Annotated in this window: 21 protein-coding genes; 17 read left to right on the top strand and 4 right to left on the bottom strand. The window is 41.8% G+C overall.

Going from position 1 to position 22,756, the window contains the following annotated elements:
• The first annotated feature begins 74 nt into the window (after positions 1-74).
• The 4 genes from bioB to GBI66_RS11200 all read left to right on the top strand — a co-directional run bounded on the left by bioB (position 75) and on the right by GBI66_RS11200 (position 4,825).
• On the top strand, positions 75-1,067 hold the full coding sequence (gene bioB, locus GBI66_RS11215; protein ID WP_151716148.1) for a biotin synthase BioB: 993 nt from the start codon (positions 75-77) through the stop codon (positions 1,065-1,067).
• Positions 1,068-1,090: 23 nt separating this feature from the next.
• Entirely contained in the window at positions 1,091-1,831 is a 741-nt protein-coding gene (locus GBI66_RS11210; RefSeq protein WP_151716147.1) for a cyclopropane-fatty-acyl-phospholipid synthase family protein, read from the top strand.
• Between the two features lie 249 nt (positions 1,832-2,080).
• The gene (locus GBI66_RS11205; protein WP_151716146.1) at positions 2,081-3,367 is read left to right on the top strand and encodes a DcaP family trimeric outer membrane transporter; all 1,287 of its coding nucleotides are present in this window, start codon (positions 2,081-2,083) and stop codon (positions 3,365-3,367) included.
• Between the two features lie 90 nt (positions 3,368-3,457).
• Positions 3,458-4,825 (top strand): MFS transporter, encoded by a 1,368-nt coding sequence (locus tag GBI66_RS11200; protein ID WP_151716145.1) that lies wholly within the window; start codon positions 3,458-3,460, stop codon positions 4,823-4,825.
• Positions 4,826-4,893: 68 nt separating this feature from the next.
• On the opposite strand, the gene GBI66_RS11195 is transcribed toward GBI66_RS11200, so the two are convergent.
• Positions 4,894-5,814 (bottom strand): LysR family transcriptional regulator, encoded by a 921-nt coding sequence (locus GBI66_RS11195; RefSeq protein ID WP_151716144.1) that lies wholly within the window; start codon positions 5,812-5,814, stop codon positions 4,894-4,896.
• A 96-nt stretch (positions 5,815-5,910) separates the two neighbouring features.
• Here GBI66_RS11195 and GBI66_RS11190 point away from each other — a divergent pair, with 96 nt between their 5' ends.
• From GBI66_RS11190 to GBI66_RS11180, 3 genes are all read left to right on the top strand, one after another.
• Positions 5,911-7,293 (top strand): aspartate aminotransferase family protein, encoded by a 1,383-nt coding sequence (locus tag GBI66_RS11190; protein ID WP_171494302.1) that lies wholly within the window; start codon positions 5,911-5,913, stop codon positions 7,291-7,293.
• A 61-nt stretch (positions 7,294-7,354) separates the two neighbouring features.
• Entirely contained in the window at positions 7,355-8,917 is a 1,563-nt protein-coding gene (locus GBI66_RS11185) for a CoA-acylating methylmalonate-semialdehyde dehydrogenase (RefSeq protein ID WP_151716142.1), read from the top strand.
• Positions 8,918-9,017: 100 nt separating this feature from the next.
• Positions 9,018-10,409 carry an amino acid permease gene (locus tag GBI66_RS11180; protein ID WP_151716141.1) on the top strand — a complete coding sequence of 464 codons (1,392 nt, stop codon included), beginning with the start codon at positions 9,018-9,020 and terminating at the stop codon, positions 10,407-10,409.
• Between the two features lie 33 nt (positions 10,410-10,442).
• Here GBI66_RS11180 and GBI66_RS11175 read toward each other — a convergent pair whose 3' ends face one another.
• Entirely contained in the window at positions 10,443-11,303 is an 861-nt protein-coding gene (locus GBI66_RS11175; protein ID WP_151716140.1) for a DMT family transporter, read from the bottom strand.
• A gap of 120 nt (positions 11,304-11,423) precedes the next feature.
• On the opposite strand from GBI66_RS11175, the gene GBI66_RS11170 reads away from it, so the two are divergent.
• A complete protein-coding gene (locus tag GBI66_RS11170; protein WP_151716139.1) occupies positions 11,424-11,891 on the top strand; it encodes an Lrp/AsnC family transcriptional regulator in 468 nt (155 codons plus the stop codon).
• 99 nt (positions 11,892-11,990) lie between these two features.
• Here GBI66_RS11170 and GBI66_RS11165 read toward each other — a convergent pair whose 3' ends face one another.
• Positions 11,991-13,499: a PLP-dependent aminotransferase family protein gene (locus GBI66_RS11165; protein WP_151716138.1), complete on the bottom strand. Its 1,509-nt coding sequence runs from the start codon at positions 13,497-13,499 to the stop codon at positions 11,991-11,993.
• Between the two features lie 162 nt (positions 13,500-13,661).
• Between GBI66_RS11165 and GBI66_RS11160 the strand changes: the two genes are divergently transcribed.
• The 5 genes from GBI66_RS11160 (at position 13,662) to GBI66_RS11135 (ending at position 19,130) form a co-directional block, all read left to right on the top strand.
• Positions 13,662-14,972: a 4-aminobutyrate--2-oxoglutarate transaminase gene (locus GBI66_RS11160; RefSeq protein WP_151716137.1), complete on the top strand. Its 1,311-nt coding sequence runs from the start codon at positions 13,662-13,664 to the stop codon at positions 14,970-14,972.
• Positions 14,969-16,417, top strand: coding sequence for an NAD-dependent succinate-semialdehyde dehydrogenase (locus GBI66_RS11155; RefSeq protein WP_151716136.1), 1,449 nt, complete (start codon positions 14,969-14,971; stop codon positions 16,415-16,417). The genes GBI66_RS11160 and GBI66_RS11155 overlap by 4 nt, the downstream gene beginning before the upstream one ends.
• Positions 16,418-17,242: 825 nt before the next feature.
• Positions 17,243-17,515 (top strand): hypothetical protein, encoded by a 273-nt coding sequence (locus tag GBI66_RS11145; protein WP_151716134.1) that lies wholly within the window; start codon positions 17,243-17,245, stop codon positions 17,513-17,515.
• Positions 17,516-17,754: 239 nt separating this feature from the next.
• Positions 17,755-18,210, top strand: a complete 456-nt coding sequence (locus tag GBI66_RS11140; RefSeq protein WP_151716133.1) for an SRPBCC family protein — start codon at positions 17,755-17,757, stop codon at positions 18,208-18,210.
• 113 nt (positions 18,211-18,323) lie between these two features.
• On the top strand, positions 18,324-19,130 hold the full coding sequence (locus GBI66_RS11135; protein WP_151716132.1) for an SDR family NAD(P)-dependent oxidoreductase: 807 nt from the start codon (positions 18,324-18,326) through the stop codon (positions 19,128-19,130).
• Between the two features lie 62 nt (positions 19,131-19,192).
• Here GBI66_RS11135 and GBI66_RS11130 read toward each other — a convergent pair whose 3' ends face one another.
• The gene (locus tag GBI66_RS11130; protein ID WP_123774846.1) at positions 19,193-20,005 is read right to left on the bottom strand and encodes an IclR family transcriptional regulator; all 813 of its coding nucleotides are present in this window, start codon (positions 20,003-20,005) and stop codon (positions 19,193-19,195) included.
• A gap of 268 nt (positions 20,006-20,273) precedes the next feature.
• Between GBI66_RS11130 and GBI66_RS11125 the strand changes: the two genes are divergently transcribed.
• From GBI66_RS11125 to GBI66_RS11110, 4 genes are read left to right on the top strand one after another with little or no spacing between them, the layout of a single operon-like run.
• A complete protein-coding gene (locus GBI66_RS11125; RefSeq protein ID WP_004772876.1) occupies positions 20,274-20,579 on the top strand; it encodes a non-heme iron oxygenase ferredoxin subunit in 306 nt (101 codons plus the stop codon).
• Between the two features lie 25 nt (positions 20,580-20,604).
• A complete protein-coding gene (locus GBI66_RS11120) occupies positions 20,605-20,904 on the top strand; it encodes a recombinase-like helix-turn-helix domain-containing protein (protein ID WP_004772875.1) in 300 nt (99 codons plus the stop codon).
• A gap of 17 nt (positions 20,905-20,921) precedes the next feature.
• Positions 20,922-21,989, top strand: a complete 1,068-nt coding sequence (locus GBI66_RS11115; RefSeq protein WP_151716131.1) for an aromatic ring-hydroxylating dioxygenase subunit alpha — start codon at positions 20,922-20,924, stop codon at positions 21,987-21,989.
• Entirely contained in the window at positions 21,982-22,746 is a 765-nt protein-coding gene (locus GBI66_RS11110) for an SDR family oxidoreductase (protein ID WP_151716130.1), read from the top strand. Before GBI66_RS11115 ends, GBI66_RS11110 begins: the two co-directional genes overlap by 8 nt.
• Positions 22,747-22,756: the final 10 nt, after the last annotated feature.

Below are 22,756 nucleotides of genomic sequence, written 5' to 3'. Positions count from 1 at the left end.
CTTTGTGTATTGGGGCTGAGGAGGAGCTTTGATGTTGTGGTTGCCATCTAAACATAGGGTATCAGGATCAAGAAATGAAGATTAGAAATGATTGGTCACGTGCAGAAATACAGGCTGTGTATGAGCAGCCTTTATTAGATTTGCTGTTTCAGGCACAACAGTTACACCGACAATATTTTGCTGCGAATACGATTCAGGTCAGTACTTTGCTGTCTATTAAGACTGGCAAATGCCCTGAAGATTGTAAGTACTGTTCGCAATCAGCGCGTTATGATTCAAAACTGGAAGCAGAAAAACGCATTGCCGTCGAGAAAGTCATTCAAGAGGCACAAAAATCCAAAGCCTCAGGCGCATCTCGGTTTTGTATGGGGGCTGCATGGCGCAATCCACACGAGCGCGATATGCCTTATGTACTGGACATGGTGCGTGAGGTCAAAGCTTTGGGACTGGAAACTTGTATGACCTTGGGCATGTTGAATGCCTCTCAGGCGGAGCGTTTAAAAGATGCAGGTCTGGATTATTACAACCATAATCTGGATACCTCGCGGGAATATTATTCCCACATTATCAGCACTCGAACCTTTGATGATCGACTGGATACATTAGATCATGTTCGTCAGGCAGGGTTGAAAGTCTGTAGCGGTGGTATTGTCGGTTTAGGTGAAAGCCGAGAGGATCGGATTGGTCTTTTACACGAGTTAGCAACTTTGCCGCTACATCCCGAGTCTGTACCGATCAATATGCTGGTGCCGATAGAAGGGACACCATTGGCTCAAGTGGAAAAACTGGATGTGATTGAATGGATTCGGACCATTGCAGTGGCACGATTAATCATGCCGCAAAGTTACATTCGACTCTCTGCAGGCCGTGAAGCATTGACCGATTCAGATCAAGCTCTGGCATTTATGGCAGGTGCCAATTCGATCTTCTCAGGTGAAAAACTGTTGACCACTGCCAATGCGGGTGAAAATCGTGACCAAGCCTTATTTCAAAAATTGGGCTTAAGTATCGAAGCGAGTAAACTTTCTATAAAGCAGTTATCAGTTGATGCAATGCTGACCGTTTAAGGCTTTTAAAAATAGAGGATCAAATGGCGAAAGATTTTAACAGTCAAAAAGTTGTGGAACGATATGACGATCATATCCGTCGTCTGATTCCGGGTTATGAGCTGATGCATCAACAAGTCGATGCAATTTTACAATCCGCTTTAAGTGTAGACGCAGAGATTTTAATTGTTGGTTGTGGCACTGGCTATGAGCTTGAATATTTATTGAAACGGCATCCGACGTGGACTTTTACGGCTGTTGATCCTTCTTTAAGTATGTTGCAGAAAGCACAAGCCCTGATTCAGGCACTGGGTCAGTCCGAACGAGTGCAATTTATTCATGGTGAAACAGCTGCATTGTCTACACAGCCAAAATTTGATGCGGCCTTGTCTATTTTAGTTGCGCATTTTGTGCCGCATGCGCTTAAACCGAGTTTCTTTGCTGAAATATCACAGCGATTAAAAGCGGATGGATTGCTCATGACATACGACCTGATGGCCTGTGAAGCTACTCAACAATTGAAAGCATTGCCACTGCTGTGTCAGAGCAATGGTCTGAGTGTCGAGCAGAGTCAAGCCATGATGGAGCGTTTGGGGCACGACTTTTTCACGCTCACTTTTGACGCCTATCAGCAACTTCTTTGCAGTACTGGTTTTGAACAGGTGCAAGGTTTTAGCCAAGTTTTAACTTATCAGGGACTGATTGCCCAGAAAAAACAGGAGGATATTTTGACCTCGGAACTTTCTGGTAAGGCTGTTTTCACTCAACAAGGAATTCAACATTAAAACAGCAACTTAATTTTTAGCTTCTAACCGATGTTTTTTAACAGTGGCTGCAATTGCCGCTGCAAGGTTCTGTTGTCTTTAAAAAAGTGGTTATTCACTTAGATAGGAGGTGAAATCTCAATAAATCAATGGTTTGAATTTTTAGAATAAAAAATGTGATGTGGTACATCTGTGCGACAAAGGAAAAACACAAACAAAGAATGATCTTAAACCTAGTTTTAAGATCAGCCGAAAAGGAAATTGATTTTAATGAAAAAGTTTATTTTAACGGTACAAAAAAGCATATTGGCAACGGCAGTTTTAACGGCCATGTCCTCTGCTTATTCGGGAACAGAAAGTGCTGAAATTGCACAACTCAGACAAGAAGTTCAAGAGTTGCGCGCCATGCTGCAACAGTATGTAAAACAACCTGCTCAGACACAATCGACAGCTCCAGTTGCCGTAGCTGCTGCGCCACAGGTGACGGAAGCACAAGCTCCAAAACTGAATATCAGCAAAGGCGGGGCTGAAGTCAGTTTATATGGTTATCTCCGTGCCGATGCTTCTTATCAGGCCAAAGGTGCATCGACCATGTATAACAATATCAGTGGCGTACCACTGGAACATACTGCCGAGGAAGCTCAACAAAAAGATCGTTTACATTCAACCGTCAATGTCACCCGTTTGGGTTTAAATTTTAAAACGCCTACAACTGTAGGTGATGTTGGTGGCAAGCTGGAAATGGATTTTTTTGGCGGCAGCACACGTGATCAATTCCGTATTCGTCATGCCTATTTAACCTTTGATAAATGGTTGATCGGTCAGACTTGGTCTACTTTTATTGCGCCTGAATATTATCCAGAAACCATTGATGCGGGAACCTATGTGGGTGGGGCATTACAACGCTCTCCGTTGGTACGTTATAGCGATAATTTATCAGCCAATACCAGTTTTGCTGTCGCAATTGAAGATCCTAAATATACCGCAACTTCTGACCCTGATAATGAAATGCGATTGCCTGCTTTAGTGGGGCAGTTGAACCATAAATTTGCCAATGGTTCATTGTTGTCAGGTCGTACTTTTATGGCCGAGAAAAAAACCAGCAATGACGAAGAATGGGCATGGGGTGTAGGGCTCGGCGGTAAATATCAGCTGACACCACAAACCTTCTTAAAAGCCGATTATTACCATGTCAAAGGTGATGGTCGCTTCCTGCTTTGGACCAATAACAGCTATGTAATTGATGATAAAAATCATATTCAGAGCAATGAATTCGACACCATTTCAGCAGGTCTAACCCATCAATTTAATTCGAAGCTTCGCTCAACCTTGGGTTATGGCTATATGAAAGCCAAGGATGACAATACCTTCGCTGAAATTCAAAAAAATAATGCAACTCAAAACAAGGAACTTTGGCAGGGCTGGATCAATGCCATGTACAACCCGTATAAACCGATTACCTTGGGGGTGGAGTATGTCTATGGCGAGCGTGAAACCTTTGATGGCCGTAACGGGATTGATAACCGCTTCAATATGATGGCGAGTTACGATTTTTAATCAAGACCTTGAATAATCTGTTTTTTCTTTAGGGTGCAGTATGTCTTTTTAAAAATGAACAAGAATTTATCTCATAGAGGAGATGATTAAATGGCAACATCGACGTTGAATGTCAATGCAATTATTGACCAAGCAAAATTTACCCCTTTTCACTGGAGCATTTTGCTTTGGTGCTTACTGATTATTATTTTTGACGGTTATGATCTGGTTATTTATGGTGTGGTTTTACCTGTGCTGATGCAGGAATGGTCACTCACCGCGGTACAGGCGGGTATGTTGGCCAGTACCGCTTTATGTGGAATGATGTTTGGTGCCATGCTATTCGGGGCTTTGGCAGATAAAATCGGTCGCAAAAATGTGATCTTGATTTGTGTGACTTTTTTTAGTGGTTTTACCTTTTGGGGTGCATTTGCATCGACGCCTTTTGAGTTTGGGATTTTAAGATTTTTAGCCGGTTTAGGCATTGGCGGCGTGATGCCGAATCTGGTGGCGTTAACCTCTGAATATGCACCGAAACGGATACGCAGTACCTTGGTTGGGAGCATGTTTAGTGGCTATGCCATTGGTGGGATTATTTCGGCATTGTTGGGCAGTTATTTAGTTGAAAGCCAAGGCTGGCAAATCATGTTTTTGATCGCCGGCATTCCATTATTGTTGTTACCGATTTTATGGAAGTTCTTACCTGAGTCACTGACCTTTTTAGTGAAAAGCGGTAAGACTGAGCAAGCCCATGCCATCATTCAAAAAATTGCACCAGAGCAGGCATTAAGTCGTGAGACACGCTTATGCTTGAATGACGATCATCTGGATACCGGCAGTTCTGCCAAAGCTTTATTTCAACATGGTCGTGCTTTAAGTACACTGATGTTCTGGCTATTATTCTTTATGTGCTTGTTGATGGTCTATGCATTGAGTAGTTGGCTGCCAAAACTAATGCTAGCAGCAGGTTATTCATTGGGTAAAAGTATCCTATTCCTATTGGCGTTGAATGTCGGGGCCATGCTTGGGGCAATTTTTGGTGGGATACTGTCAGATAAATTCCACTTAAAGCCTGTGATTTTAACCATGTTTGTTGCGGGTGTATTTGCCCTGATCGGGCTAGGTTATAACTCGCCAGCTTATATACTATACGGTTTGGTGACGATTGCAGGCGCTGCAACTATTGGCACTTCAATCCTTTTATATAGTTATGTGGCGCAATTTTATCCATTGAGTGTTCGCTCGACAGGGATTGGCTGTGCATCTGCAGTTGGCCGAATTGGCGCTATCGTCGGGCCGATTCTAACAGGGATGCTGCTGACCTTAGGTCTACCACATAAGATGAACTTTGTGATGATTGCCATCCCAGCCATTATTGCGATTTTTGCGGTGTTGGTGCTGAAACGGCATGAGTCAGACAATGGGAGTAAAAGCACAGTCAATCCAGCGACAAACATCGTTGAAACAGGCGAAGCATAGCAATGCATCATGCTTGATAAAACAAAGTCGATGAGCTTAGTTCGTCGACTTTTGTATTCTGCCTTTGCTTAAGTCAACGACATGATTCTGGTTTTTAGGATATCCATAAAGGTTTTTAAAATCATATTGTAGTTTTTGCCTTTATGGGTGATCAGACAGATCGGGGTACTGTAATGCATCAGGTCCTGTAAAATCGGTTGCATAAAACCATCTTCCACCCATTTCCTCGCATAATGATCAGGTAAAAAACCGAGAAATTTTCCTGTTAAGATCAGAAAGGCGATGCCTTCACGGTCTGTGGCCGTTGCTGAACAATCCAGAAGTTGATGTAATTTTGATGCTTCTGCGGTAATTGCATAGTTGGGAAGCACAGCTTGCCAGTTTTTTAAATCAGCAGTGTGTAGATCACCTAAATGCAGGTACAGCGGATGATTTTTACCGCAGTAGAGCAAAGACTTTTCACTATACAAATCAAAATAATCCAATCCAGACAATGGAGTGACTAAGGGGATTGCACCGACATGTAGGCGACTGTCCATGACACGACATTCAATATCAGACAGGGTACTCATACTGATATTAATCACCACCTCAGGATTTTCTTCAGCCAATAGCGCGAGGGTATTGGTGATATAGGCGCTGGGCATGGTGACCAAATTGTTAATGATCCCAATATTAAATTCACCTTTGAGCTGATTATGCATTTGATTGATTTTGGCTCGAAAGTCTTCAATCGAAGCAGTGAGGACTTCGATATATTCCAGAATTTCACGACCTTCATCGGTTAGGGCAAAGCCTGCTCGACCACGCTGACACAGTCGAATACCGAGCCGATTTTCCAGATCACTCATATGCAGACTAATCGCAGAACGACTAATTCCAAGCAGACTTTCAGCAGAACTAAAGCTGTGGCAGTCACACACCGTTTTAAATATTTTAAGCAGTTTTATATCAAAATCAGTCACTTGATTTAATTTTTTAGGCTTCATTTAGTTTTGCTTTTTTATATCTAAACTCAAGACCATTTGAATTTATCAAAACTATAACGCGCTGTACACTCCAAACATAAGCCCAAAACAAGAAGAGTGATTATGTTTGATATTGACACCACAAATGACCGTGATGATGCATTGGAAGCCAGTCCTTCAGACGCTGCTATGAAGTTAAATTATCAAGCGCATTGGATGCCGTTTACCGCCAATCGTAACTTTCATCAAGATCCACGCATCATCGTGGCTGCCAAAGGCTCATCTTTAATCGACAGCGCAGGGCGTGAGATTTATGACTCATTGTCAGGATTATGGACCTGCGGCGCAGGGCATAGTTTGCCTGGAATTCAACAAGCAGTGAGTCGCCAATTGGCAAAATTGGATTATTCACCTGCATTTCAATTCGGACACCCATTATCTTTTCAACTGGCTGAAAAAATTGTGCAGCACATGCCTGAACAGCTACAGCATGTATTTTTTACCGATTCGGGTTCTGAGTCAGCAGATACTGCGATCAAAATGGCAAGAGCTTATTGGCGCATTAAAGGTCAACCGAGCAAAACCAAATTGATTGGACGTGCTCGTGGCTACCATGGGGTCAACGTGGCAGGCACAAGCCTAGGAGGTATTGGTGGCAACCGTAAAATGTTCGGTCAATTGATGGATGTAGATCATTTACCACATACCTTGCAAGCGCATCTGAGTTTTAGCAAAGGCTGCGCTGAAACAGGTGGAATTGAACTGGCCGATGAAATGCTCAAGCTGATTGAGCTACATGATGCATCGAATATTGCTGCAGTGATTGTTGAACCGGTTTCGGGCTCGGCAGGTTGTATTGTGCCGCCAACAGGTTATTTAAAACGCCTGCGAGAAATCTGTGATCAACACAATATCCTGCTGATCTTTGATGAGGTGATTACGGGCTTTGGGCGCATGGGCACATGGACAGCGGCTGAATATTTCGATGTAACGCCTGATCTTCTGACCTTCGCCAAACAAATTACCAATGGCGCCATTCCATTAGGCGGCGTTGTCGCAAGCCGCGAAATCTATGATGCCTTTATGCAACAAGACTTGCCTGAACATGCAGTTGAATTTACCCACGGCTATACCTATTCAGGGCATCCCGTTGCCTGTGCGGCTGCTTTAGCCACTTTAGATGTATTGGAAAATCAAAATCTGATTACTCAATCTGCGGCTTTGGCCCCAAGTTTTGAAAAACTGATTCATGAATTAAAAGGTGCACCGAATGTGATTGATATTCGCAATTGCGGTTTGATTGGGGCGTTACAGCTTGCGCCACGAGATAGCGATGCCACCATTCGTGGATTTGAAATTGGTATGAAGTTGTGGAAAGCCGGTTTCTATGTGCGTTTTGGCGGAGACACCATTCAGTTTGGTCCAATGTTTAATAGCACCGAAGCGCAATTATCACGGTTGATCAATGCTGTGGGTGAAACCCTTTACCAAGTGAAATAAAGCTTGGCTGAGTACCCGCCAAAAGCAAACGGAAAATAATACACAGAGACAAGGAATACAGATGAATAATTTAGAACATTTTAATGCCGATGAATTCAACAATACGGATTCAGCTCAAACATCAACCCCTCAATTGATTGGGCATTTTATTCAAGGCGGTTTGGTCACCAAATCCAGTCGAAAACAAGCGGTATATAATCCGGCAACGGGTGAGATCAGTAAAGAAGTTGCATTGGCGGATACAGCGTTAATGAATCAGGTGGTGCAGATTGCAGAACAGGCATTCCCTGCATGGTGCGATACACCGGTGATCAAACGGGCGCGGGTGATGTTTAAGTTCAAACAGTTACTGGAAGAAAATGCTGAAACCCTGTGTGAATTGATTGGACAGGAGCATGGCAAGATTTGCCATGACGCCAAAGGTGAATTGCAGCGTGGCATTGAAAATGTGGAATATGCCTGTGGCGCGCCTGAGTTTTTAAAAGGCGAATATTCTAAAAATGTTGGTCCAGATATTGATTCTTGGAGTGAGTTTCAACCTTTAGGTGTGGTTGCAGGGATTACCCCTTTTAATTTCCCTGTAATGGTGCCGTTGTGGATGTTCCCGATGGCGATTGTCTGTGGTAATTGCTTTATTTTAAAACCTTCGGAAAAGGCTCCTTCAGCTGCACTCTATTTGGCTGAGTTACTTAAACAGGCGGGCTTGCCAGATGGGGTGTTTAGTGTGGCCAATGGTGATAAAGAAGCCGTCGATGCTTTACTAAATCATCCTAAAATCCAAGCCATCAGCTTTGTTGGATCAACACCAATCGCGGAATATATTTATCGGACTGCCACCTCGACAGGAAAACGCTGTCAGGCCTTAGGTGGTGCAAAAAACCACGCGATTATCATGCCCGATGCCGATATTGATAATGTGGTGACCTCTTTACTGGGGGCTGCCTTTGGTTCATCGGGTGAGCGTTGTATGGCCTTGTCTGTTGCGGTGGCCATTGGTGATGAAGTGGCCGATGTGGTGATTGCGAAGCTCAAGCAAGAAATGCAAAAGTTGAAGTTTGGACATTATGCCGATAGTAATAATGATTTCGGGCCGCTGATCACGCAAATGCATAAAGATAAGGTACAAGCCTATATTCAAAGTGCAGAACAGCAAGGCGCAAAAATTGTGGTGGATGGTCGAGACGCCAAACCTGTCGGTTATGAACATGGATTCTTTGTCGGGCCGACCTTGATTGATCAAATTTCAGCAGAGATGACCAGCTATCAGCAAGAAATTTTTGGGCCTGTATTACAGGTGATCCGTGTCGAGACCATGCAAGAAGCCATGCAGTTGATCAATGACCATGAATATGGCAATGGCACCTGTATTTATACCCGTGATGGCGAAGCGGCGCGTTATTTTAGCAATAATATCCAAGTGGGCATGGTCGGGATCAATGTGCCTTTACCAGTCCCTGTTGCCTATCACAGTTTTGGCGGCTGGAAGCGTTCACTGTTTGGTGATTTATATGCCTATGGGCCAGATGGCGTGCGTTTTTATACCCGTCGTAAAACAATCACCCAACGTTGGCCATCTGCACAAATTCGTGAGGCGAAACAATTTGCTATGCCTACTTTAAATTAATTTTTGCTAGAGGGGAGACCATTGGTTTCCCTTTTATTTTTATAGGAATTTAAACATGTAATTAACGGTTTTTTTGAGACGTATTTTTAAGGAATAAAATATGAATAGTGCAAAAACAACAAAATTAGGTGAAGGACTTTCGAACCGCCATGTCACTATGATCAGTATTGGTGGTGTCATTGGTGCAGGTTTATTTGTCGGTTCATCTGCTGCCATTGCCAAAGCAGGCCCAGCTGCAGTATTGGCTTATATTATTACAAGTATTTTAGTTTTTCTGGTCATGCGTATGCTCGGTGAAATGGCCGTGGCACAACCAGATACAGGTTCATTTTCAACATATGCCCGTAAAGCAATTGGCCCTTGGGCGGGTTTTAGTGTGGGTTGGTTGTATTGGTGGTTTTGGGTTTTAGTGATCCCGATTGAAGCCATTGCAGGTGCCGAAATTCTGCATGCTTGGTTTCCACAGGTATCCAGTGCAATTTATGCCTTTGCATTTATTATTCTGCTGAGTTTGGCAAACTTCTTTAGTACCAAAAGTTTTGGCGAGTTTGAGTTTTGGTTTGCGTTGATCAAGGTGATTGCGATCCTTGCATTTATTGTGATTGGTGCATCAGCTGTGCTTGGACTGTGGCCCTTAGCCAAAGATGTCAGTGGTGTGGGCAATCTATTTTCAAATGGCGGTTTTATGCCGCATGGCATGGGTGGTGTTCTATCTGCGATTTTGATCTCGGCATTCTCCTTCTTTGGTATCGAAATTCTTTCGATTGCTGCGGCGGAGTCTAAAAATCCTGAAGAGAAAATCAAACGAGCGACTAATTTAGTCCTGTATCGGATTATCTTATTCTTCGTGGTTTCAATTTTCCTGGCAGTTGCCTTGGTCGATTGGCGTTCACCCGACTTACAAAAATTGGGCACCTTTCAGTATGTCTTGGTCAGTTTGAATATTCCTCAAACCAAGTTAATTATGGATACCGTGGTGTTTATTGCAGTGGCGAGTTGTATGAATGCTGCTGTTTATACCTCTTCACGTATGCTATTTGCATTGGGTGCACGCCAAGAAGCCCCAAAAATGGTCACCAAAATTAATGCAGCAGGTGTGCCAACCATCGCGGTATTTGCATCGACATTGATAGGATTGATTTGTTGTGCAGTGAATTATTTATTTCCCGGACAAGTATTTGGATTTCTACTGTCAACTACGGGTTCGATTGCATTGGTGGTTTACTTAGTCATTGCCGTTTCACAACTACGGTTGCGAACAAAATTAGACAAAGTTGGCGCTGCTGTGCCTTTTAAAATGTGGTTATTTCCATGGCTGACTTGGTTTGTGATTATGGTGATTATGAGCGTGTTGGGCTATATGTTCTTGTCACCTCAATATAGCTATGAAACCACTTTATCTTTAAGTGTCACTTCTCTGGTGGTGATTTGTGGACTGATTGTGACCCGAAAGAAAAAAACAAATAGAAGCGTCGCAATACGTCTAGATTGATAACATATGATCATAAGGCCTGTGCTTTAAAGTTTAGGCCTTATTGTTTTTATAGGAGAAATAGGAGCAACCCGCACAGGAGAGCATAATGATGGCAATGCCCGTGATTTGATACGGGTTGAGATGTTCTTTTAAGATCAGCCAACCGGCAAGGGCACTGACCGCAGGAGAGGCACTCAGTAAAATTCCAAACACTTTCGGTTCGAGCTTTTTCATTGCAAAGATATCCAGCAAGAACGGAATGGTACTGGAAAGCAGCGATACCAAAACACAGAGCAGCAAAATCCAATAAGACTGAAATAGCTGAGTCAGATCAGAGATACCAAAGGGCAGCGCAAATAGAGTGGCCACCAACATGCCTATCGCCACCGTATTGCTGCCTCCTTTGGCGACTTTGGTACCGTAAATGATATACATGCCCCAACAGAATGCTGCAGCAAGCGCATAAAACATGCCGATATAACTGAAATTCTGATTGGTACTGCCCAAAGGTAATAACATCAGACCGATAAATGATAAGACACCCCAAAGCAAATCCTGTTTCTGTTTTGACATGACAATTGCAACGGTGAGTGGGCCCAAGACTTCAATTGAAATAGCAATACCAATCGACAGATGTGAAAAAGCCTTATAAATCATAAGATTCATTAAACTCAGAATCAGCCCATAAATGATCAGATTTTTCCAATCCATCTCGCTATGGAAAGTACGCCACGGTTTGAAAATCATCCACAACAACAGGGCCGAGAAACTTAAACGAATCAGCGCAACCCCTTCGGCACCAAAGATCGGAAATAGGGTTTTCGCAATTGCAGCCCCAATTTGTACCGATGCAAGCGATAGGCATGCTGCAGCTAAGGCAAATTCTTGTTTATTCTGAACAGAAGCATGCATGTCGATGACCAATGGATTGATCATGAGATTTTAGTTCTAGAATGATGATTAAATAGTGCTTATTGATTGAAACAAATGAGTAATTCACTCTATTATCGAACAAAGATGAGGAATTAATTCATGGTAGAACTTTCACTCGATCATTTTGATTATGCAATTTTAAGAATATTGCAGCAGGATAATAAAATTTCACATCGGCAGATTTCTGAACAGATCGGATTGTCTCAGGCATCGGTGCAGAGACGTATTGTTCGAATGGAACAGGAAGCAATTATTGAAAAGAATTGTGCGGTACTGAATCCAAAGCGATTTGGAGAGAAAGTCACATCCATTATCGAGGTCCGTTTAAGCGAAGATCGTTCAGTGGTGATGGATCGGGCAAAGCAATACTTTGCGGCAGTTGAAGAAATCCAGCAATGTTATTTCGTCAATGGCGGTGTGTCTTTTATCATGATTATGATCTCCAATAACTTATCTCACTTTGAAGTTTCCGTGAGAAAGCATTTTGCAGATAATCAGGATGTAAAAACCTATCGAACCTTAATTGTTTTAGATCGGGTTAAAGTCAGTTTAGATCTTTGTTTTTAATTCGGATTGAACTGCTGATTCAGTTTCACTTGGTTGAGGTGTGAATCCATACAAGGACTGTTGCCTAGATCTCCTAAACCAAGTGCTATTTTATTGTGATCAACGGTTCTGCGGAAAAAGCTCAATACCATTTTCGATCAGACATTGACGTAAAATACTAAAGGCAAAAGTCATGTCTTGTTCTTGAACACAGGCAAAGCCAAGCAATAGCCCTGATTGAATTGGCGTATCCACACCCGAATAATATTGTGACAATGGGCGAACATTTACCCCGCGTGAAAGTGCCAGTGCAGATATTTCAACATCATTGGCATGATCAGGTAATTTGAGTACCAGATGTAGCCCAGCATCATGATTAAACTCATGTACAAACACATCGCCCAGATAACGGTGAATCAGTTCAACCAGAAACTTACGTCTTTTGCTATACAGCAGGCGCATCCGGCGGATATGAGCTGCATAATGTCCTTCACGAATAAATTCAGCTAAGGCGCGTTGAGTGAGCAAGTGACCGCCTCGATACAGTTCAGCTGAAATCGTTCGTAAGGGCTGTACCAAATTTTTCGGAACCACCATATAGCCAATACGTAAGGCTGGATAAATGGTTTTACTAAAGGTTCCAATATAAATAACGGGAGGATTGTCCTCCAAACCCTGTAATGACGGATAAGGTTGACCTGAAAAACGGAACTCACTGTCGTAGTCATCTTCAATAATCCAGCTGCCATGCTGTTTAGCCAAATCCAGCAATTTTCTGCGGCGAGCTAAACTCAGGTGAGAACCTAAAGGATATTGATGAGAGGGGGTGACGAAAATCAGGCGAGGGGGTATGGATGGTTGTTCTTCTGGGATAATCCCTTCGGCATCGACAGGCATTGGAATAATATTTAAGCCATTGATACGAAGAATATTCTTAGCACCCCAATAGCCTGGATTTTCAATCCATACATGATCATTTAAATCACATAAAGCACGTGACACCAGATCAACCGCCTGATGAATGCCTTCAGTAATAATAATCTGGTCTGTTTCACAATTGACTGAACGAGCAATGCGTAAATAATCCGCTAATGCATGGCGTAATTCAATACATCCCCCAGCATTGCTATAGATCAGATTGGCAATTTCAGGCTGTCGACTGAGACGCGATTTGATCCGATTAAATTCAGCATGCGGAAATTCAGTCACATCGGGTGCACCGGGCACAAAGGCGCCCCATTGATACGGGGAGGCAGCGGCATGTTGAAGTAAACTTGCCCCACGATGAGATAGGGTGTGTGTTATTTCTTCTTTGGTTGCAGCAGCATAGGTTGGTGTTGTGCTGACCTGAATATAGCTTTCAGGTAGTGTTTCTGATACCCAAGTACCTCGACCTGTATGTGCCTGAATATAGCCTTCGGCACGTAATTGCTCATAGGCATTGAGTACGGTATTACGCGAAACATGTAATTCATTTGCTAAATCACGTGAAGCAGGAAGACGAGTATTGGGTGCAAGAATACCTTCCAAAATAGCATCCCTTAAACAATTAAAAACCCGAGCGGGTAAGGTACCTTCGCTGGCCTGTTGTAAGTGCTGTAACAGGTAGTCTCCTAACAGGGTACGCAATTGGCTCTCTCCTTTAGTCCAAAAGTGGCTCTCGTCTATTCCATTTAAAAGGTACACATTAGGTACTTATAACGCATTTTAGGATTGTTTCAGCAATACATTGCCATGAAGCAATTTAAATGCTCAAAAAGATTATTTTTTTGTCGTATCAGAGGTAACAAAATGGATGCAAAGCATATTGCAATAAATGCTCGTAAACAGCAAGCAACTCCACGTGGTGTTGGCGTGATGTGTCAATGGTATGCTGAACGTGCCAGCAATGCGACTTTGTGGGACACGGAAGGCAACGAATATATTGATTTCGCAGGTGGAATAGCAGTTTTAAATACTGGGCATCGCCATCCAAAGGTGATTGCTGCAGTTTCGGAACAACTGAATAAATTTACCCATACAGCATATCAAATTGTACCTTACGAAAGTTATGTGTCTTTGGCTGAGCGGATTAATGAACGTGCGCCAATTGATGGTCCTGCCAAAACCGCATTTTTCACTACGGGTGCCGAAGCGGTTGAGAATGCCGTGAAGATCGCCCGCGCTGCAACGGGTCGTCATGGCATTATTACCTTTGGTGGAGGTTTCCACGGTCGTACTTTTATGACCATGGCCATGACAGGCAAAACAGCACCCTATAAACGAGACTTTGGTGTGATGACAGCCGGGGTATTCCATGCACGTTACCCAGTTGCTTCTAAAGGCATCACGGTTAAAGATGCACTGATTAGTTTAGAGGAAATCTTTAGCGAAGATATTGCAGCACATGACGTGGCTGCAATTGTATTGGAACCTGTACAAGGTGAAGGTGGTTTCAATGTTGCCCCAGTTGAATTTATGCAGCAACTGCGCAAGATTTGTGATGAGCACGGTATTCTTTTAATTGCAGATGAAGTGCAAACCGGTTTTGCGCGTACTGGAGAATTGTTTGCAATGCAGCATTATCCTGTAAAAGCGGATTTGATTACTATGGCCAAAAGCTTGGGAGGTGGTTTTCCATTGTCAGGTGTGGTCGGTCGTGCAGAAGTGATGGATGCACCGAATCCAGGTGGTTTAGGTGGTACTTATGCGGGTAATCCACTTGCCATTGCCGCGGCCACTGCTGTGATTGAGGTGATTGAAGAAGAACAGCTATGCCAACGTGCCAATGTACTCGGTGAAGAATTAGTTGCAATGCTCAAAGCAGCACAGAAATATTCGAGCGATATCATCGATATTCGTGCATTAGGTTCGATGGTCGCGGTTGAGTTTGGTGATCATGCAACAGGTCAGCCAAAACCCGAAGTGGCGAAAGCGATTCAGCAATATGCAATGGATCAGGGCTTATTGCTTTTAACTTGTGGTAAGCATGGCAATGTGATTCGTTTCTTATATCCATTGACGATTCCTGAGATTCAGTTCAATCAAGCCTTGGTGATTATCCAAGATGCAATTGCAGCACAACAACCTGCATTACAACAGCTTGCAGGGGCTGAAGTATGATTGATAAAAATTTACAGGTCTTATTAAAGCATCCAGACATTCGTTTTGATGCAGCTCAGACTGGGAACTATTTCGTGGTTGATGATGCAGCGACAGGTCAAGCTTTGGCATGGGTTAAAGCATCAGACCAAGCCGAAGTTGAAGCTGCGATTGCTCGCTCGGCAGTTGCCCAAGCTCAGTGGCAGCAGCAAACGGCTTTAGTCCGTGCGGATATTCTACTGGCATGGTATCAGTTGATTTTAGAGCAGCGCGAAATTTTGGCGCAAATTTTGACCGCAGAGCAAGGTAAATCACTGGCTGAAGCACGTGGTGAAATTGCTTATGCAGCCTCGTTTATTCGTTGGTTTGCAGAACAGGCGCGCCGTGTCGATGGTTCAGTGTTAACACCTGTTCAATCACAACAGCGTTTGATTGTACTTAAGCAAGCGATAGGGGTAACAGCCGCGATTACGCCGTGGAATTTCCCGGCAGCGATGATCACCCGAAAAATTGCACCTGCTTTGGCTGCGGGTTGTTCAATGCTGGTCAAACCTGCGGAACAGACTCCATTAACGGCTTATGCTTTAGCGGTACTGGCAGAGCAAGCTGGCTTACCTACTGATCTATTTATTTTGATTAGTGGTGATGCGGTTACTGTCGGGCAAACATTATGTGAAAGTGATACGGTACGTAAACTCAGCTTTACAGGGTCAACCGATGTTGGTCGTATTTTGATGAAACAATGTGCGCCAACCATCAAAAAGCTTTCTTTAGAACTTGGTGGTAATGCGCCAGTCATTATTTTTGATGATGCAGATGTTGAACGTGCTGTACAGGGGATCATGGTTAGTAAGTTCCGTAATAGCGGGCAAACCTGTGTCTGTGCCAACCGTATTTATGTTCAGGCTGGGATTTATGAAACCATTTGTGAGCGCTTAAAAGTAGCAGTTGAACAGCAACTTCGTGTCGGTGATGGGCGTGAAGACGGTGTTACCCAAGGTCCATTAATTGATCAAGATGCGGTTGAAAAAGTGCAATCACATATTGCCGATGCAGTGAGTCAGGGTGCTTCGATTATTGCTGGTGGTCAACCGCATGCATTGGGTAAAACCTTCTTTGAACCCACCATCTTAAGAGACGTCACTCAGCAGATGAAGGTTGCTAAAGAAGAGACCTTTGGTCCATTAGCACCTTTATTCCGTTTTAATGATGAAGCGGAAGCCATCGCGATGGCTAATGACACTGAGTTTGGCTTGGCCAGTTATATTTTTACCAAAGATATGGCACGCCAATGGCGCGTAGGCGAAGCACTGCAATATGGTATGGTGGGTGTGAATACAGGACTGATTTCCAATGAGGTTGCACCTTTTGGTGGAATTAAACAGTCAGGTTTAGGTCGTGAAGGTTCTCAATTTGGGATTGAGGAATATCTGGAACTGAAATATATGTGTGTTGATATTTCTTAAGCTGTAACGATAACAGTTAAAAGCCCAAACTGCTTGGACCCAGCAGTTTGGGCTTTTATTGTTTACTGAGATAGATTTACTTCCTCAAACTAAATATTTAAAACGCCTAAATTTTTAGGTTTTCTATTTAAGCCATTTAATACGGAATGGACGAGTAGATTTTTATTGATATTGATTTAGCTAAATTTCTCTAAGACTGAGTAAATTGGAGAACCTTGATCATTTTTAAATTCAATTGCATCAGAGATAAGATATCGATCTTCAATTCTTTTTATGATTAGAATCGACACGCCATAGATAAGAAGAGCGTTGTGGTAAATTTTTTCGACTCTACCATTAATGTATTTTAAGTGAACTAAATAGATATTTTTAGATAATAGTTTAATTTTTTGAATTTCATATCTACATTCACTATCATTTAAGTTTTCCAGAAAATGATAGATCGAATTTTTTATAAGAGTTTGATCTTTGTTCATGTAATGGAAGTCTTGAGTAAAATATTTCTCAGCTTGATGGTAGTCTATCTTTTTTAGTTTAGAGAGGTTGTTTAATAAGTTTGTTATGTATATAGATATGCTTTCTATTTCTGACATAAAATTAACCTCTATATTTTTATTGTTTGATTATAGTTTTATTTACAAAAGAATGCTGTTTTTCTAAGATTTTGTCCTAATTTGTCTTTATTTTATGTTTTATGTGTCTACTTGATTTATTGTGATTGTTGGGATGAAAAAAAAAGATCTTATGGTTAATTTTAGTGTTCTTAATGTTTATTTATCTTTCTTTATTTTTAATATGATGACTCTTTTGTTTTGAGATTTGATAGTGAAGAAATGGATTTGCAAGAATTGTGGTCTGTACAAAAAGATTGTTCCAAGTCATATTAAATCAGGTCGAAAAGTTTTTTTCATACAAAATATCGATAATATAAATAAAACAATAAAAAAAGGTGCTGTTGTCAGCCGAAATAAAGACCTGCTGATCATACTGAGTGACGGAATTTTATGTATTGTGAAAGACACTGATGTTTACCCTGAAGATGCACCTGTGTATTTTGTATATAATATGTTTGGTATGTGTGAGTGTTCATCTAAATAGATTAAAAATTTAGGTGTTTTATAGTGTGAAAATGGCACGCAAAGTCAAAGAATTAAAAAAGTGTCAAGTTATATCGTGCCAGAGATTTATAATTAAAATATAAATATTGCCAAAATTTAAATGTAAAAAACATGGCTAGATTTAAATCAATAAATTTTATCCATATGAAAAGGGCATTACCTCAATTTTATGGGTAAAGCAGTCATGTCTGGAACATGTTTTGAAAAGGGATAGATCCGATGCCTAAATATGTAGTGATGAAACAGAGCTTCAATGCACCAATCGACTTTATTTTTCTACTTTTTTCTAAACACCGAACATTCAATACGGTTTTGTGGCCGCTTCAATCTGTAATGATAAAATCGTCTCAGGATGTTGAAAATAGCGATGGTGTGGGCTCAATTCGAAAAATGGGGATAGGACCATTCAAGCCGATCCAAGAACAAATCACTCAAAGTATGTCCAATGAGCTGATTGAATATAGAATGTTAAAAAATAATCTGTTTTCTTACCATTTAGGCCGATTGGAATTTGAAAAGGCTGGCAATTGCACAAATTTAACCTATACGATTTGGTTAGACAGCAGAATTCCTATAGTTACCAACATTGCCCTTATGCAGCTCAAGTCTTCGGCTACACGTGGTTTGAAAAAAATTGCAATTCAAATGAATCAATTTAAGATTAAAGAACTGTAATTTTTCTAGCATGTCATTTAAGAAAAAGAATGAACACAAACATTGATCTGAAGTTACTGCTGTTAGAAGCTTTGTATCAGGATGTTCGGTAATATCGTAATTAAGGAATCATAATGAATTTAAGTAAAAAGACGATCATTATTACAGGTGCCTCAAGTGGGATTGGCGCAGAGGCGGCGATTCAACTTGCTCAAGCAGGAGCAACAGTTTGCCTTATTGCACGTCGTATTGATGAGTTACAGAAGATTCAGACAACGATTCAATTTCAATCAGGTAAAGCCTCTATTTATCCAGCGGATATCACCGATCCCGAGCAGCTTAAAGCTTGTTTAGATAAAATATTGTCTGAACATCAAAAGATTGATGTATTAGTAAATAACGCTGCACGTTCAATTAGACGTCCAATTGTTGAATCGCTGGATCGTTTACATGATTATGAACGTACCATGCAGATTAATTATTTTGCTGCTGTGAATATGACACTGCATTTATTACCTCATTTTCTGAAAAATGGTGCAGGGCATATCGTGAATATTTCAACCATGTCGACGCAGGTTCCAATTCCTTTGTTTTCGGCCTATCTTGCCAGTAAATCTGCACTAGAGTCATTTTCACGTTCTTTGTCGATGGAATTAAAGGACAAAGGAATTGATGTCAGTATCGTGTATTTTCCGATGGTCAGAACGCCAATGTCATCGAAAACAGCTATTTATAAAAATATGAAAATGCTGGATACGCCTGCCGCAGCGGGATGGATTGTAAAAGCAATAGAAGGAAAAGCTTATCGGGTCAGTAGTAAAGCGGGACTGGTTGCCAATGCATTATTAAATACGACGCCGACATGGATGATGAATCTGTCTAGACCACTGTTTCAGTTAATGGATAAGCGCTTAAAAAGTAAATTAAAAACGGATGCTTAAGTTCAAAAATTTGGTTATCGATTTTTTGATATAAGAAAAGCAGCGTGTGCTGCTTTTCATCATTAATAAATAAATTTAGAAATTTTTTCTGCAGTTTGAATAACCGCCTCGGCAACATCATTTCTAAAATAGTGTTCATCATAACTACCGAGTGGGCAACTAACAGATAAAACGGCAGCCATTTTATGGGTAGATTGTTTATAAATCGGAGCAGCACAGGCAGCCATGTCGTGATTGTAATGCCCCCAACTCACCATAGAGCGTTGGGTTTTAACGAAACTCAGGCGTTGTAACAATGCTTTAAGATTGGTCGGGGTTAACTCTGAAAAAGTGTCCCATTGATTAAAACCTTTATAGCGCTCTTTAATTTCTGTTTCGGTTAGATCCGCTAACAGCATTTGTCCAATCACGGTTGCATGCGCGGGCCAACGCGTACCTAGACCAATATTACTGGTGAATGTGCCATTGGATTGAATATTATTAATAAAGACAATATGTGTACCTTCTAATATAGAAAGATGCACTGCAAGTTGAGTCTGATCGCGTAACTCTTTCATTAGCGGTGTTGCCAAGTCTAGTAACGACTGTTTGGCTAGGCTATTAAAACCAAGCTCCATAACCTTTGAATCGAGTGCATAGGTTTTTTGTGATGCTTTTCTCAGAAAGCCACAAGACTCCAAAGTATAGATCAGTCGAAACGCACTAGACCGGTTCACATCTAAAATTTCGGCAATTTCAGTAATAGTCATTTCTTGGGTTTGCTGGTTAAACGCTTGCAAGATTGCCAAACCACGCACTAAGCCAGGGACTAAATAGCGTTCCTCATTTTTTATTGCATCAGATTCTTGGGAGTCTGTTTCAATTGTTGAATTCATGTGTTCAATTTTCCTATCAAAAAATCGCAAATCAGTACATTTCGTTTTCTTAGGATTCTATTGTAACTGCAAATAGATTGTTTAAATATTTTTTTATATATAAAACAAAATTTTTTTAGTAAAACGTAAAAGAATGTGTTCTAAAAATCAAGTTATTGAATTTTAAAAATATATTTAATTTGACAGAAAAATCATCATAGGAGTATTCTTATCTAAAGTTTATTATATCAAATAATGTTTTATATATAAAACAAATGAGGATGCAAGGATGAGTTGGATCTCAGTTTGTCAGCAAGACGACATCACCGAAGACGAGCCGAAAGCCATTGAAGTCGACGGTAAGAAAATTGGCGTATTTTTCATCGATGATAATTACTTTGCCATCGAGAATGTTTGCCCACATGCCTTTGCCTTGTTAACAGAAGGCTTTATCGAAGATCAAACAGTGGAATGCCCATTGCATGAGGCGATTTTTGATATCCAGACAGGTGAGTTGAAGAGTGGACCAGGATGCCGTGATTTGTGCACCTATCCAGTACGTGTTGAAGGGCAGGACGTTCAAATTCAACTATAAGTTTTATTTTAAAGGATGGAATCTCATGAAAACTTTTAATGAGAAGCTAGCGAACTGGATTCATGCCACGCCAGCGACCGAAGCAGGGATTAACAATATTCAGATACCGGGACAGGCAGAGCTGCTGGTTTGGCAAACACGTTATAAAGAGCCAACTGTCTATGAACAGGATTTTGTTCAACATCTCATCAAAGCCTTTTCTACAGGCGTCACTGAACTCACTGATTTAGTCCAGTCTTTAAACCAGCAAGGTTTTCGCTGTGAATCTGGTGAGCTTTGGACTTCTGAAAAGTTCTCAGAAGAAATGCAACGTTTAGGTTATTAATTCAAGGAAGAATAGTGATGAACGCAGCAGTATCAGTTACTCCAAGTGTAGAAGAGTATTTAGATTTAGGTTTACGTGATCAGTGGCATCCTGTGTTAGCAAGCTGGGAAGTGGCTGCAAATCCAGTCGGTATTACCCGTTTAGGTGAAAATATCGTGGTTTGGCGTGACGCAGAAGGTCAGGTTCATGCTTTGGAAGATCGCTGTCCGCATCGTGGCGCACGTCTTTCTTTAGGCTGGAATCTGGGCAATCGTGTGGCTTGCTGGTATCACGGTGTTGAAGTTCGCCATGATGGCGTGGTGGAAGATGTGCCTGCTGTACATGATTGTCCAATGAAAGGCACTTCATGTGTCAAAAGCTATCCTGTGATTGAACAGCATGGTGCAATTTTCATGTGGTTTGGTATCGATGCTAATGAAGCACCTAAGCCGCTAGATTTTCCTGAACAACTGGCAAGTGAAGAATGGAGTTCATTCTTATGTCAGGCGGACTGGAAAGTAAATCATCAGTATGCGATTGATAATGTCATGGATCCGATGCACGGTAGCTATTTGCATTGCACCTCACACTCAATGGCAGAGGGCGACCGTACTGCGGAAATGAAACACCGTTCAACGCCAAATGGTTTTGTTTTTGAGAAAGAAGGCCAGGTTGGGGTGAATTTTGACTGGGTTGAATATGCCAATACGGGTGCAAGCTGGTTACGTCTCTCGATTCCGTATCGTAAAGACTTTGGCCCAGGCGGCGAGTTTTGGATCGTGGGTTATGCAACGCCAATTGATGCCAACAATACCCGTGTATTTTTCTGGCGCTGTCGTAAAGTCAGTGGCTGGCAACGTAATGTCTGGCGCTTCCTTTACCGCAACCATTTAGAAAAATTGCATTGGGATGTATTGGAACAGGATCGCATTATTTTAGAAAATCTTGCACCGAATGCCCGTCAACACGAATTCCTTTATCAACATGATGTCGGACTCTCTCGTTTACGCCGTTTAATGAAAAAAGAAGCGGAAAAACAGTTAAAGAAAATTGCAGCACTCAATACCTCAAACCGTATTGAAATGCAGGAAGAAGTTCATGGTTAATGTCGCATTGTTACAGGACAAAAAAGTCCTTGTCACAGGTGCGGCAAGAGGCTTGGGTCGAGACTTTGCACAAGCGATTGCGGAAGCAGGCGCTCAAGTGGTCATGGCTGATATCTTGACTGATCTGGTACAAGAAGAAGCTGCTACTTTGCAAGCACAAGGCTTAAAGGTCGATGCGGTAAACATTGATCTAGCAAATGCTGACTCGATCCAGCAAGCAGTTCAGCAAGCAGCTGAGCGCATGGGCGGAATGGATGGTTTAGTGAATTGTGCCGCACTTGCAACCAATGTTGGCGGTAAAAGCATGATGGATTATGACGCAGATCTTTGGGATCGTGTCATGAACATTAATGTGAAAGGGACTTGGCTAGTAACCAAGGCTGCGGTGCCTTATCTCAAACAGTCCAGTGCAGGCAAGATCATTAATGTCGCTTCGGATACAGCGTTGTGGGGTGCTCCCAACCTCATGGCCTATGTTGCGAGCAAAGGTGCCTTGACTGCAATGACGCGTTCCATGGCGAGAGAACTTGGACCATTCAATATTTGTATTAACACGTTGTCACCAGGCTTAACTTTGGTTGAAGCAACAGCTTATGTGCCGCAAGAGCGCCATGATTTATATGTCAACGGTCGTGCGATTCAACGTCAGCAATTACCACAGGATTTGAACGGAACAGCCCTTTATTTACTATCAGATTTGTCCTCGTTTGTGACAGGACAGAATATTCCAGTAAATGGCGGTTTTGTCTTTAATTAAGGAGTAATCT

Origin of the sequence: Acinetobacter sp. TUM15071, assembly GCF_008980925.1 — a bacterium.
Lineage (GTDB): Bacteria > Pseudomonadota > Gammaproteobacteria > Pseudomonadales > Moraxellaceae > Acinetobacter > Acinetobacter dispersus.
The sequence above is the reverse complement of the archived record's forward strand: the minus strand, read 5'-3'. Positions and strand labels throughout refer to the sequence as shown.

Coding starts and splice junctions, on each gene's coding strand:
- bioB (WP_151716148.1), top strand. CDS start 75: ATGAAGATTAGAAATGATTGGTCACGTGCAGAAATACAGGCTGTGTAT.
- GBI66_RS11210 (WP_151716147.1), top strand. CDS start 1,091: ATGGCGAAAGATTTTAACAGTCAAAAAGTTGTGGAACGATATGACGAT.
- GBI66_RS11205 (WP_151716146.1), top strand. CDS start 2,081: ATGAAAAAGTTTATTTTAACGGTACAAAAAAGCATATTGGCAACGGCA.
- GBI66_RS11200 (WP_151716145.1), top strand. CDS start 3,458: ATGGCAACATCGACGTTGAATGTCAATGCAATTATTGACCAAGCAAAA.
- GBI66_RS11195 (WP_151716144.1), bottom strand. CDS start 5,814: ATGAAGCCTAAAAAATTAAATCAAGTGACTGATTTTGATATAAAACTG.
- GBI66_RS11185 (WP_151716142.1), top strand. CDS start 7,355: ATGAATAATTTAGAACATTTTAATGCCGATGAATTCAACAATACGGAT.
- GBI66_RS11180 (WP_151716141.1), top strand. CDS start 9,018: ATGAATAGTGCAAAAACAACAAAATTAGGTGAAGGACTTTCGAACCGC.
- GBI66_RS11175 (WP_151716140.1), bottom strand. CDS start 11,303: ATGCATGCTTCTGTTCAGAATAAACAAGAATTTGCCTTAGCTGCAGCA.
- GBI66_RS11170 (WP_151716139.1), top strand. CDS start 11,424: ATGGTAGAACTTTCACTCGATCATTTTGATTATGCAATTTTAAGAATA.
- GBI66_RS11160 (WP_151716137.1), top strand. CDS start 13,662: ATGGATGCAAAGCATATTGCAATAAATGCTCGTAAACAGCAAGCAACT.
- GBI66_RS11155 (WP_151716136.1), top strand. CDS start 14,969: ATGATTGATAAAAATTTACAGGTCTTATTAAAGCATCCAGACATTCGT.
- GBI66_RS11140 (WP_151716133.1), top strand. CDS start 17,755: ATGCCTAAATATGTAGTGATGAAACAGAGCTTCAATGCACCAATCGAC.
- GBI66_RS11135 (WP_151716132.1), top strand. CDS start 18,324: ATGAATTTAAGTAAAAAGACGATCATTATTACAGGTGCCTCAAGTGGG.
- GBI66_RS11130 (WP_123774846.1), bottom strand. CDS start 20,005: ATGAATTCAACAATTGAAACAGACTCCCAAGAATCTGATGCAATAAAA.
- GBI66_RS11125 (WP_004772876.1), top strand. CDS start 20,274: ATGAGTTGGATCTCAGTTTGTCAGCAAGACGACATCACCGAAGACGAG.
- GBI66_RS11120 (WP_004772875.1), top strand. CDS start 20,605: ATGAAAACTTTTAATGAGAAGCTAGCGAACTGGATTCATGCCACGCCA.
- GBI66_RS11115 (WP_151716131.1), top strand. CDS start 20,922: ATGAACGCAGCAGTATCAGTTACTCCAAGTGTAGAAGAGTATTTAGAT.
- GBI66_RS11110 (WP_151716130.1), top strand. CDS start 21,982: ATGGTTAATGTCGCATTGTTACAGGACAAAAAAGTCCTTGTCACAGGT.